This window comes from Vibrio sp. THAF64, assembly GCF_009363455.1.
In the GTDB taxonomy this organism is placed as follows: domain Bacteria; phylum Pseudomonadota; class Gammaproteobacteria; order Enterobacterales; family Vibrionaceae; genus Vibrio; species Vibrio coralliilyticus.
On record NZ_CP045355.1, the window covers coordinates 2,720,702 to 2,731,845 of the forward strand.

Consider the following 11,144-nt stretch of genomic DNA (forward strand, 5'->3'; position numbering starts at 1 on the left):
GCTATTGGGTTTTACAGTTTTTGTAAACGACTCTGCCTAATTCTAACCGCGCATCATCACCTTTGGTGTGTAAAGTTACCGGATTAAGAATCGGCTTTGTTCCATTATCTAGGATGTATTTTGCACCAGAACCAGATGGGACCTGAGTGAGGCGGTAGTCATGTTTAGGCAAACGTAAAAGCGCTGCTTGCTCTTCAATCAGATAGGCGACCTCAAACTGCTTGTTTGATTCACACTGGTAGGTCACGAATTGATAAGTGTCATCTGCTTCGCGCTCAATCGCTGAGTGGCTGCAACCAAATAGTGTCGTTCCAGCCAGAAACGCTAACAAAGCATTCATTTTCATCCAAACTCTCCAATAGAAAAAAGGCCGCCTCAAGCGACCTCTTTTCTCGATAATTTACTTCGCTAAGTAGGCAGGGACTTCTTTGATACTGTCCAGTACAACAGAGGCAATCGCCTCACCTTTTTCCGTAACAGGCTTGCCAGTACGTACTAAAATACGCGTACCCACTTCAGCGGCTTCTGCGGCCATCATATCCTCAGCCTTGTCGCCGACCATAACAGAATTCGCCATATCGATTTTGAGAAAGTCACGAGCAGAAATGAACATGCCTGGCTTAGGTTTACGGCAATTGCAATCTTCTTTGTACTTACCCTGACCATGTTCTGCATGGTGTGGACAATAGTAGAAGCCATCAAATTCAACGCCATGATCAACAAAGTTCCAATCCATCCACTGCGTTAGTGAAAGGAAACGATCTTCACTGAATTTATCACGAGCAATCCCTGACTGGTTGGTCACCAATACAAGCATATAGCCCATCTCTTTGAGCTTTTTCGTCGCTTCAAACACGCCATCAATAAATTCAAAGTCGTGCTCGTCATGAACATATCCGTGGTCGACGTTGATTACGCCATCACGATCCAAAAAGACTGCTGGTTTCGCCAAAATTTGCTTCTCTGTCTACTATTTATTACCAGAATTATTACACGCTTTATTTCTTTCATCACTATCTAATTACTAATCTGTTTGATTGAAATGAACGTTTAGACGTCTAGCCGTAAAAATATCTATTGACACAATTAATGCAAAGCCATAGCATCCTCTACTAAATGAGAGGTAGTTCAAAATTATCTACTTTTTCCCAAAGCAGTCTGATAGCGGATTTCTCGATGATAGAAATTAATCAAGTAAACAAGGTATTTCTTCAAGGAAGCAAAGAAATACATGCCCTGAAGGACATCAACCTTCATATCCCACAGGGGACGATATTCGGTGTAATTGGCTCATCAGGAGCAGGGAAAAGTACGCTTATTCGATGTGTCAATATGCTGGAAGCGCCAACGTCGGGCTCTATCATTGTTGACGGTATTGATCTTACTAAGCAGTCCAAATCAGAACTGAGTGAAACGCGCCGTAACATCGGCATGATCTTCCAGCATTTTAACCTGCTATCTTCACGTACTGTGTTCGATAATGTTGCTCTACCCCTAGAGCTTGCAGGCAAAGATAAGGCTCAAATCGATGAGAAAGTCACCGAACTGCTCAAATTGGTAGGCCTCTCTGATAAACAAGAAAGCTACCCTTCTAACCTGAGTGGTGGCCAAAAGCAGCGTGTGGCTATCGCACGAGCTCTGGCTTCTGATCCAAAAGTATTGCTGTGTGACGAGGCAACCAGCGCTTTGGACCCTGCGACAACGCAGTCTATTCTCGAACTGCTTAAAGAGATTAACCGTAAGCTGAATATCACTATGCTGCTCATCACCCACGAAATGGACGTGGTAAAGAGTATCTGCCATGAAGTGGCGATCATTGGTGGCGGAGAACTGGTTGAGAAAGGCACGGTAGGTGAAATCTTTGCCCACCCGAAAACAGAGCTGGCTCATGAGTTCATCCGTTCTACGCTTGATCTATCTATCCCTGATGATTATCAGGCACGCCTGCAAGAGACTCGTGTTGAAGGTAGCTACCCATTAGTTCGACTTGAGTTTACTGGTGCAACTGTAGACGCGCCACTCGTCAGCCAGATCGCGCGTAAATTCAATATTGATGTCAGCATTCTAAGTTCTGATCTTGATTACGCCGGTGGCGTTAAATTCGGCATGATGGTCGCTGAGCTGTTTGGTAACGAGCAAGATGACAACGCGGCAATCGAATTCCTCCGTGAACACAATGTAAAAGTAGAGGTACTGGGTTATGTCCTTTAACACAATTTCTGAGTGGCTGAGCCTTAACAGTAACCTTTTAATCGGTGCGACTTGGGAAACCATCTACATGGTCGCAGTGGCAGGTATTGTTGGCTTTGCCGTTGGTATTCCACTGGGCGTTATTCTTCATACAACGAAGAAAGGTGGCCTACTTGAGAACACCAAACTTAATAGCATTCTAGGCGCTGTCGTCAACGTTGGCCGCTCAGTGCCATTCCTAGTATTAATGGTTGCCATCATTCCAGTCACTAAAATTCTGGTCGGCACTTTTATTGGTACTACAGCAGCTATCGTACCGTTGACTATCGGCGCGATCCCATTTGTTGCTCGCCTTATTGAAGGTGCTTTGTTGGAAGTACCAACAGGCTTAGTGGAAGCGGCTCAATCGATGGGCGCTACTCCGATGCAAATCATCAACAAGGTTCTGCTTCCTGAAGCAATGCCAACGATAGTGAACTCAGTCACCATCACGTTGGTCACTTTAGTCAGCTATTCAGCCATGGCCGGAACGGTTGGTGGCGGCGGCTTAGGTGATGTCGCCATTCGTTACGGCTTCCATCGCTATGATGTAGTTATCATGGCAGTAACCGTGGTGATGCTTATTGTTTTGGTACAAATCATTCAGTCTATCGGTGATGCAATTGTGCGCCGCGTCGATCACAGATAATAAATTTACAGATACGAATAAGGAGAAAGTCATGAAATTTGGATTAAAAGGTCTACTCGCCATCGCAGCAGTTGCTTCTGCACTTGTCCTATCAGGATGTGGTGAAAAGCAAGCAGATACTAGCAAGATTAAAGTTGGTGTTATGGCGGGAGCTGAAGCTCAAGTAGCAGAAGTCGCAGCTAAAGTTGCAAAAGAAAAATACGGTCTGGATGTAGAGCTAGTGACTTTCACAGATTACGTAACGCCAAACGCAGCTTTGGATGATGGTTCTATCGACATCAACGCGTTCCAGCACAAACCATACCTAGATCAGCAAGTGACTGACCGTGGCTACAAGCTAACGATTGCTGGTAATACGTTTGTTTACCCTATCGCGGGTTACTCTAAGCAAGTGAAATCGGTTGATGAAATTCAAGACGGTGCACGTATCGCAGTGCCAAACGATCCAACTAACTTAGGTCGATCTCTACTGCTTCTTGAACAGCAAGGCCTGCTTAAACTACGCGACGGTGTTGGCCTCCTAGCAACTGTGCGTGATATCGCAGAGAACCCAAAAAACATCACCATTGTTGAGCTAGATGCCGCTCAGCTTCCTCGTTCTCTTGACGATGTAGCTCTGTCTATCATCAACACGACTTACGCAAGCTCAATTAACCTGACACCACAAAAAGATGGCGTATTTGTTGAAGACAAAGAGTCTCCATACGTAAACCTGATTGTTGCGCGTGAAGATAACGTCGAAGCTGAAAACGTACAAAACTTCGTTAAGTCTTACCAGACAGACGAAGTATACACAGCCGCTTCAGACATCTTTAAAGGTGGCGTAGTTAAGGGTTGGTAATCACTTACTCGCCGAATTAAACAAGGGCTGACGTTACTGCGTCAGCCCTTTTTCTTTCCTCTTTTTGATTATTGTTCAAAGGAACTTCTCAATCAGCACTTCATCTATGTACTGACCTTGCACATAAGCGTGCTTCTTTGCCGTCCCTATCACTTCAAAGCCCTGATTAAGATACGCCGCTAACGCCGTTAGATTATCTTCTCTAACGTAAGCAAACAGCTTTTCGTATCCCTTATTTTTTGCCGCTGCAAACGTCTCAGCAAATAGACGGCTGGCGATCTTCATCCCTCGAAACTGCTCATCCACATAGGTCCCGATAATTCCAACATGGGCAAAGGCCTGAGTATAGGACGCGAACGGCTCTACATTCTGAAACCCTAGAACCTGTTGATTCTCTGATATGGCAACATTGAAGACACCTCGCTCAGGAAACTGGCGTATAAAAGCCTGCTCTTCGGCAAGTGAAAACGGGGGTATCAATCACGGTAAATTTGCCTTGCTCAATAATTGGATTTAATACACCACGAACACCATCAGCATCCTCGATTTTGACTTCTCTAATTGTTACTTCCATTGGCACTCTCATCACCCTTATCCACTAGAAATCGCAAGTTGTGCAATGTTAGGTCTACTCACAATACCAAAAACAAAAAACCGGAGCACTTGGCTCCGGTTTTGTCGTTCGATAATACGTTATGGTGTGTAGTAAGTTGCTGCGCCAGGACCAACTGGCAAGCCAAATACGAATACCCATAGATAGAACAGTAGACTCCAACCCACAATAAAGCAGATTGAGTAAGGCAACATGGTCGCAATCAGCGTACCGATACCTAGGTTCTTCATGTAGCGCGATGCAACAGCCAGAATCAGACCAAAGTAGCTCATCATTGGTGTAATGATGTTGGTCGTAGAGTCACCGATACGGTATGCCGCTTGAATCGTTTCAGGCGCGTAACCGACTAGCATCAGCATAGGTACGAAGATTGGTGCAGTCACAGCCCATTGTGCAGAAGCTGAGCCGATCATCAGGTTGATGAAGCCACACATCAGAATGAAGGCGAAGAACAACATAGGGCCTGTCAAACCAATGCTCTGTAGGAAGTCTGCACCTGCTACCGCGAACACCTGACCAAAGTTAGTCCACTTGAAGAACGCAACAAATTGAGCCGCGAAGAACACCAGTACAATGTACATACCCATTGAAGACATTGACTTAGACATCGCATCAATCACGTCGCGATCGTTCTTCATTGTGCCAACTACCTTACCGTAAACAAGGCCAGGGATAGCAAAGAAGACAAAGATGAAAGCAACGATACTTTTCAGGAATGGAGACCCCGCAACCGTGCCTGCGTCTGAACGAAGAATTCCATCTGCTGGAACGATTGTCCAAGCAAGTAGAGCAGAAACCGCAAGTACCGCTAGGCCAGCCATTTTCAGACCTTTCTTCTCAACGTCTGTCAGCTTGCCCATTGAATCGTTGGACAAATCTTCTGACGCTTCTTCTTCGTTGTATTTACCTAATTTAGGCTCAACGATTTTCTCCGTTACGAAGGCACCCATACCAGCGATGAAGAAAGTAGAAACAAACATGAAGTACCAGTTAACTTCTGGGCCAACAGTGTAAGTCGGGTCGATCATTTGTGCTGCAGTTTCTGTAATACCAGAAAGCAGTGGATCAACGGTACCGATTAGTAAGTTTGCTGAATAGCCGCCCGATACACCTGCAAATGCAGCTGCCAGACCCGCAAGAGGGTGACGACCTAAAGAGTGGAACAGCATAGCCGCTAGTGGGATAAGTACCACATAGCCTAGCTCAGATGCCGTATTAGAAATGATACCAGCAAATACTACCGTGACAGTGACCATGCTTTTCGAAGCACCCATCACCAAACCACGCATTGCAGCAGACAGTAGACCTGAATATTCAGCAACCGCGACACCTAGTAGTGCAACTAATACAGTGCCCAATGGCGCGAAGCCGACAAAGTTTTTAACCAGATTGGTAACAATTAACTCAAGACCGTCAGCATTTAATAAGCTAACAACCTGAATCATACCGTCAGCCGCACGACCAGGTGCGCCTTCCGGACGAGGGTCTGCCACCGCCACTTCAAAGTAACCAGCAATACCGGAAGCTACTAATATAGCAACACAGAAGATGGCGAAAAGTGTGATCGGGTGGGGTAACAGGTTCCCCAAATATTCGACTGTATCTAAGAAGCGCGTAAATATCGGCCTCTTAGGCGAGTTTTGTTTAATCGAAGCAGATGAACTCATCTGTTCCCTCCTTGTAGTTATTCCTGCGCGTCATTGTGACGAGCTGCCACAAAACTCGCGCAGGTTACTCGACAAAGAGGTCAATTAGAAATCGGAAATGTAATAAAGTGTTATCCAGATCATTATATTTAACGCTAAAAAAACAAAAAACCAGCAGTTTCATCCACATATATAACAATCATTAGAATTATAAATTACATAGAATCATCGAAATTTATAATGTATTCACTATTTTTGGACAGCTTTGAATCTGGGATTAGTTTTACATATTACGTATAACCGTCCTCTTCTTTTTACAATCTGACAATCAGGGTGGCGGCTCTTGGCACTTTTCAGAGACTTCACGACTTTCATTTACTTATCTCCTTTCGAGAATTGGCCAAATCGACGCTTGAAGTTAGCTACTCGACCTTCCTGATGAATAACACGCTGTTTGCCGGTATAGAAAGGATGGGATTTTGATGAAACTTCAATCGTAAAGTACGGATACGTCTTGCCATCTTTCCACTCGATCGTGCGTTGTGTTTGCAGCGTTGAGCCAATCAAGAAGTACTCATCAATACTTGTGTCATGAAAAACGACGGTTCTGTATTCAGGGTGAATATTAGGTTGCATAGTTACCTCACTATAAACTGTTATGTTATAACATAATAAATGATAATCATTATCAAAAGGTTTTACTACCCTTTTTGTGATACTTTTTGCGAATCACTGTATTTGAGAGAAAACAAATGTATTCTGTAGAGCCGATTGGTTTTATTGAAAGTCCTTATAAAGAGAAGTTTGCCGTACCAAGGCAGCCTAGACTGGTGCCTGAGGCAAAAGCGAGACTTCGTTTAGTGGGCGATGCAAATTGTGCAGAAGCGATCAGAGGCATCGAGCAGTTTAGCCACCTATGGCTGCTGTTTATGTTCGATCAGAATTTGCAGGCCGGATGGAAGCCGACAGTACGCCCACCAAGATTAGGCGGAAACGAACGCATTGGTGTGTTCGCATCACGCTCGACATTCAGACCAAACGGGATTGGCATGTCTGCGGTGGAACTCAAAGGCATGTCACAGTGTGGTGACCAATTTTATATCGAGCTTGGAAGTGTTGACTTAGTTGATGGTACCCCTGTTATCGACGTCAAACCTTACATCGAATACTCAGATGCTATTACTGATAGCAGTAACGGCTATGCCGACGAAGCGCCGTCCACCTCAGAAGTCGTATTCACCGATAGCGCGTTAGCGACACTCAGCCTCCTTCCTGACAGCCAACACGTCACTTTGGTTATTGAACAAGTGCTGGCTCAAGATCCTCGTCCCGCTTATAAGAAGAATAAGCCCGACAATAAGGAATACGCGGTAAATCTATTCGATCTGAACGTGAAATTTCGTGTTGAAGGCAACTTAGTGACGGTTACGACCATTGAACGCTTTTGACAAAGCCAATTGGCTGATATTATAGGCGGCTAACTATTTTCCCTTGATGGGATCTCTTTACTCGAGCTCGTTCTGGCTAGAGTATCTAACTTAAATAAACGGATAAATTTAATGCGTACCAGTAATTATCTTCTTTCTACTCTGAAGGAGACTCCAAACGACGCAGAAGTAGTGAGCCACCAGCTCATGCTACGTGCAGGTATGATCCGTAAGCTGGCTTCAGGTCTATACACCTGGCTACCTACCGGTCTACGTGTACTGCGTAAAGTCGAAAACATCGTTCGTCAGGAAATCGACAATGCAGGTGCAGTCGAAACTTTGATGCCCGTTGTTCAGCCGTTTGAACTATGGGAAGAGACAGGCCGCAGCGAAAAGATGGGTCCTGAGCTACTTCGCTTTACTGACCGTCATACTCGTCCGTTTGTTCTTAGCCCTACCGCTGAAGAAGTCATCACTAGCCTTGTGCGCAATGAAGTAAGCTCTTACAAGCAGTTACCGCTAAACCTGTACCAAATTCAAACTAAGTTCCGTGATGAGCGCCGCCCACGTTTCGGCGTAATGCGTGCACGTGAATTCTGCATGATGGATGCGTACAGCTTTGATATCGATAAAGAAGGTCTGCAGAAGTCTTACGATGCAATGCACGATGCTTACTGTAAAGCGTTTGACCGCATGGGTCTTGAGTACCGTCCGGTACTGGCTGACTCTGGCGCAATCGGCGGCAGCGGTTCTCAAGAGTTCCACGTACTAGCAGAAAGCGGTGAAGATCTGATCGCATTCTCTACTGAATCGGATTACGCAGCGAACATCGAAAAAGCTGAAGCGCTAGCTCTGGCTGACGAAGCTGCTGCTCCAACTCAAGAGATGGAACTTGTTGATACACCAAACGCGAAAACCATCGCAGAGTTAGTCGAGCAACACGGTCTAGCAATTGAGAAAACCGTTAAGACTCTATTTGTTAAGGCGTCTGATGAAGTTGAAGCTGACCTAATTGCGCTTATCATCCGTGGCGACCACGAACTGAACGAAGTGAAAGCGGAAAACCTTCCTCAAGTTGCAGCTCCTCTAGAGATGGCAACAGAAGAAGAGATCCGTGGTCTAATCGGTGCTGGCCCTGGCTCACTAGGCCCTGTGGGTCTTGAACTGCCATTCATCGTTGATCGCTCTGTAGCAGTCATGAGTGACTTTGGCGCGGGCGCTAACATTGACGGCAAACACTACTTCGGTATCAACTGGGGTCGTGATGTTGAGCTAAGCCAAGTTGAAGATTTGCGTAACGTAGTTGAAGGCGATCCAAGCCCTTGTGGTAAAGGTACTATCGCACTAAAACGTGGTATCGAAGTGGGTCACATCTTCCAGCTAGGTAACGTTTACTCACAAGCCATGAACTGTGGAGTTCTTGGTCCAGACGGTAAGAACGTTATTCTAGAGATGGGTTGTTACGGCATTGGTGTTTCCCGTGTTGTTGCTTCTGCGATTGAGCAAAATCATGACAAGTACGGCATCATATGGCCAGACGCACTAGCACCTTTCCAAGTGGCTATCGTTCCTATGAACATGCACAAGTCAGAAGAAGTAAAAGAAGCGGCTGAGAAGCTGTATGCTGAACTGACGGCGATGGGCATCGAAGTACTATTCGATGACCGTAAAGAGCGCCCGGGTGTTATGTTCTCTGATATGGAACTTATCGGTATCCCTCACACTATCGTGATCGGCGATCGTTCGATGAAAGAAGGAAACTTTGAGTACAAGAACCGCCGCACTGGTGACAAGACACCTGTTGCGATGGCTGACATCGTTGAACACATTAAAGCTCAACTGGCTTAAGTTGATTAACGCTTAAAAACAGAAAGGCTGATGCATTGCATCAGCCTTTTTTACTTGGAGTTTCCATCAAGCCCAATCTGTTGTCTCACTCCAACGGCTCAGTTGGCGCCTGACTTTCGACCTTTTTCGGAGCAAATGGCACGTCAATGAGCTCATCGGCATTGCCATCGATAATTTCACCAAAATGTAAAATGCCAAATTCCCCAGGCTTCATTCGATGCCACTCTTCATTATCAGTTAGCGGCTGCGTCGCGATAACTGAAACCACGTCATTGGGTGTCGTTTCTTCCTGAAAATTAATCTCGACGTCTTCATCAATTAAAGAAGCTTTACCAAATGGAGCACGACGAGTAATCCAGTAGAGATGGTTGGTACAATACGTCATGACATATTCACCATCTGACAACAGCATGTTGAACACCCCTTTACTTTTCAGGGTTTCACAACATTTCGCCACAAAGCGGAACACACCAATCATATCCTGAGGCGGCTCTGGAAATCGGTCTTCCATCTGCTTAAGCAACCAACAGAAAGCTAATTCACTGTCTGTCTGACCCACAGGTCGATGACGCCCCGTATGCAGATCCTGATAACCAGACAGCTGACCATTGTGAGCAAAAGTCCAATAGCGTCCCCACAATTCTCGGGTAAATGGATGCGTGTTCTCTAGATTGACACCTCCACGATTCGCCTGACGAATATGGCTGACTATTGCGCAGCTTTTGATCGGATAATTCTGAACCAATTCAGCAATTTTAGACTTGCAGCTTGGGTTCGGATCTTTAAACGTCCGAAAACCTTTACCTTCATAGAAAGTGATCCCCCAGCCATCGCGATGAGGGCCGGTATTGCCACCACGCTGCATCAAGCCAGTAAAACTGAAACAAATGTCTGTCGGTACATTGGCGCTCATTCCGAGCAATTCACACATGGTTTATAAAACTCCCTTGCACTACCTAAGTGCCAGCTTAAACAACACTGGCACTTGCTAAACCAGTTTGAAAATTACTTTTCCATTTCCTTTTCGATCAACTGAATCACAATGTGGATGATCTTAATGTGGATCTCTTGAATACGGTCAGCGTAACCAAAATGAGGAACACGAATTTCGATATCCGCCAAGCCCGCCATCTTACCGCCATCTTTGCCAGTCAGAGCAATCGTCTTCATGCCTTTGGCCTGAGCGGCTTCAATCGCTTTAAGAATGTTACCAGAGTTGCCCGATGTCGACAGACCAAACAAAACATCGCCTTTCGCACCAACTGCTTCTACGTAACGAGAGAACACATACTCGTAACCAAAGTCGTTACTTACACAAGATAGGTGGCTTGGATCTGAGATAGCGATACCTGGTAAACCCGGGCGATTTTCACGGTAACGACCTGTCAGCTCTTCAGCGAAGTGCATAGCGTCACAGTGTGAGCCGCCGTTACCACAAGAAAGCACCTTGCCACCCTGCTTAAATGAGTCAGCGAGCATCTTCGCCGCCGCTTCGATTTGCGCAATGTTACTTTCATCGCTAAGGAATTTATTCAGTACGTCAGCAGCTTCGGTAAGTTCGTTTTTAATCAGATCCTGGTACATAGGTTTTTCTCTAATTATTTTGTATTAAAAAGGCCGACGCTTATCGTCGCCAAGGTTATAGTCAGAGTTTACTCAAACAATTCTCACTGTCGATAGCTGCCCGCAAACAATTGCGTCTTTATTCCGTTTCTGCACTATCAAAAAGCGCTTGCCTCTTCATTTTTAGAACTTTCACTCTACCAAGATCACTTTTTGAACACATTTGGGTTTTACATTTCTTTAATATTTTGATTACACTTTAACTGGTATGACCTCTTACTAGATAACGGCGTAACCTGAATATCAAGCGCCGAACAAGGAACATTAA

General features: G+C 45.3%; 12 protein-coding genes and 1 pseudogene. 5 read left to right on the forward strand and 8 right to left on the reverse strand.

The annotated features are described in order from the left end of the window. Position 1: 1 nt before the first annotated feature. Both FIU99_RS12685 and gmhB read right to left on the reverse strand, forming a co-directional pair. Positions 2-340: an MliC family protein gene (locus tag FIU99_RS12685; RefSeq protein WP_038160950.1), complete on the reverse strand. Its 339-nt coding sequence runs from the start codon at positions 338-340 to the stop codon at positions 2-4. Between the two features lie 60 nt (positions 341-400). After that, positions 401-952 (reverse strand): D-glycero-beta-D-manno-heptose 1,7-bisphosphate 7-phosphatase, encoded by a 552-nt coding sequence (gene gmhB / locus FIU99_RS12690; RefSeq protein ID WP_006957858.1) that lies wholly within the window; start codon positions 950-952, stop codon positions 401-403. A 224-nt stretch (positions 953-1,176) separates the two neighbouring features. Here gmhB and metN point away from each other — a divergent pair, with 224 nt between their 5' ends. Genes metN through FIU99_RS12705 form a run of 3 tightly spaced genes read left to right on the forward strand, consistent with a single transcriptional unit; the run spans position 1,177 to position 3,719 of the window. Next, positions 1,177-2,211: a methionine ABC transporter ATP-binding protein MetN gene (gene metN / locus FIU99_RS12695; protein ID WP_006957861.1), complete on the forward strand. Its 1,035-nt coding sequence runs from the start codon at positions 1,177-1,179 to the stop codon at positions 2,209-2,211. Next, positions 2,201-2,878, forward strand: coding sequence for a methionine ABC transporter permease (locus FIU99_RS12700; RefSeq protein WP_006957863.1), 678 nt, complete (start codon positions 2,201-2,203; stop codon positions 2,876-2,878). The genes metN and FIU99_RS12700 overlap by 11 nt, the downstream gene beginning before the upstream one ends. A gap of 31 nt (positions 2,879-2,909) precedes the next feature. Next, entirely contained in the window at positions 2,910-3,719 is an 810-nt protein-coding gene (locus FIU99_RS12705) for a MetQ/NlpA family lipoprotein (RefSeq protein ID WP_006957865.1), read from the forward strand. A gap of 75 nt (positions 3,720-3,794) precedes the next feature. Here the strand turns inward: FIU99_RS12705 and FIU99_RS12710 are convergent. The 4 genes and pseudogenes from FIU99_RS12710 to FIU99_RS12725 form a co-directional block, all read right to left on the reverse strand. After that, positions 3,795-4,293: pseudogene (locus FIU99_RS12710) on the reverse strand (N-acetyltransferase family protein). A gap of 119 nt (positions 4,294-4,412) precedes the next feature. Continuing rightward, the gene (locus tag FIU99_RS12715; RefSeq protein WP_006957869.1) at positions 4,413-5,999 is read right to left on the reverse strand and encodes an AbgT family transporter; all 1,587 of its coding nucleotides are present in this window, start codon (positions 5,997-5,999) and stop codon (positions 4,413-4,415) included. A 228-nt stretch (positions 6,000-6,227) separates the two neighbouring features. After that, positions 6,228-6,353 (reverse strand): type B 50S ribosomal protein L36, encoded by a 126-nt coding sequence (ykgO, locus tag FIU99_RS12720; RefSeq protein ID WP_005380299.1) that lies wholly within the window; start codon positions 6,351-6,353, stop codon positions 6,228-6,230. After that, positions 6,354-6,614 carry a type B 50S ribosomal protein L31 gene (locus FIU99_RS12725; protein ID WP_006957871.1) on the reverse strand — a complete coding sequence of 87 codons (261 nt, stop codon included), beginning with the start codon at positions 6,612-6,614 and terminating at the stop codon, positions 6,354-6,356. 116 nt (positions 6,615-6,730) lie between these two features. Between FIU99_RS12725 and tsaA the strand changes: the two genes are divergently transcribed. Further along, entirely contained in the window at positions 6,731-7,426 is a 696-nt protein-coding gene (tsaA, locus tag FIU99_RS12730; RefSeq protein ID WP_006957873.1) for a tRNA (N6-threonylcarbamoyladenosine(37)-N6)-methyltransferase TrmO, read from the forward strand. Between the two features lie 111 nt (positions 7,427-7,537). Beyond that, positions 7,538-9,253 carry a proline--tRNA ligase gene (locus FIU99_RS12735; protein ID WP_006957875.1) on the forward strand — a complete coding sequence of 572 codons (1,716 nt, stop codon included), beginning with the start codon at positions 7,538-7,540 and terminating at the stop codon, positions 9,251-9,253. Positions 9,254-9,338: 85 nt separating this feature from the next. Here the strand turns inward: FIU99_RS12735 and FIU99_RS12740 are convergent, their stop codons facing one another. Both FIU99_RS12740 and lpcA read right to left on the reverse strand, forming a co-directional pair. Next, positions 9,339-10,184: a class II glutamine amidotransferase gene (locus FIU99_RS12740; protein WP_006957877.1), complete on the reverse strand. Its 846-nt coding sequence runs from the start codon at positions 10,182-10,184 to the stop codon at positions 9,339-9,341. 74 nt (positions 10,185-10,258) lie between these two features. Beyond that, a complete protein-coding gene (gene lpcA, locus FIU99_RS12745) occupies positions 10,259-10,837 on the reverse strand; it encodes a D-sedoheptulose 7-phosphate isomerase (protein WP_006957880.1) in 579 nt (192 codons plus the stop codon). Positions 10,838-11,144 lie beyond the last annotated feature (307 nt).

Coding starts and splice junctions, on each gene's coding strand:
- FIU99_RS12685 (WP_038160950.1), bottom strand. CDS start 340: ATGAATGCTTTGTTAGCGTTTCTGGCTGGAACGACACTATTTGGTTGC.
- metN (WP_006957861.1), top strand. CDS start 1,177: ATGATAGAAATTAATCAAGTAAACAAGGTATTTCTTCAAGGAAGCAAA.
- FIU99_RS12700 (WP_006957863.1), top strand. CDS start 2,201: ATGTCCTTTAACACAATTTCTGAGTGGCTGAGCCTTAACAGTAACCTT.
- FIU99_RS12705 (WP_006957865.1), top strand. CDS start 2,910: ATGAAATTTGGATTAAAAGGTCTACTCGCCATCGCAGCAGTTGCTTCT.
- FIU99_RS12715 (WP_006957869.1), bottom strand. CDS start 5,999: ATGAGTTCATCTGCTTCGATTAAACAAAACTCGCCTAAGAGGCCGATA.
- ykgO (WP_005380299.1), bottom strand. CDS start 6,353: ATGAAAGTCGTGAAGTCTCTGAAAAGTGCCAAGAGCCGCCACCCTGAT.
- FIU99_RS12725 (WP_006957871.1), bottom strand. CDS start 6,614: ATGCAACCTAATATTCACCCTGAATACAGAACCGTCGTTTTTCATGAC.
- tsaA (WP_006957873.1), top strand. CDS start 6,731: ATGTATTCTGTAGAGCCGATTGGTTTTATTGAAAGTCCTTATAAAGAG.
- FIU99_RS12735 (WP_006957875.1), top strand. CDS start 7,538: ATGCGTACCAGTAATTATCTTCTTTCTACTCTGAAGGAGACTCCAAAC.
- FIU99_RS12740 (WP_006957877.1), bottom strand. CDS start 10,184: ATGTGTGAATTGCTCGGAATGAGCGCCAATGTACCGACAGACATTTGT.
- lpcA (WP_006957880.1), bottom strand. CDS start 10,837: ATGTACCAGGATCTGATTAAAAACGAACTTACCGAAGCTGCTGACGTA.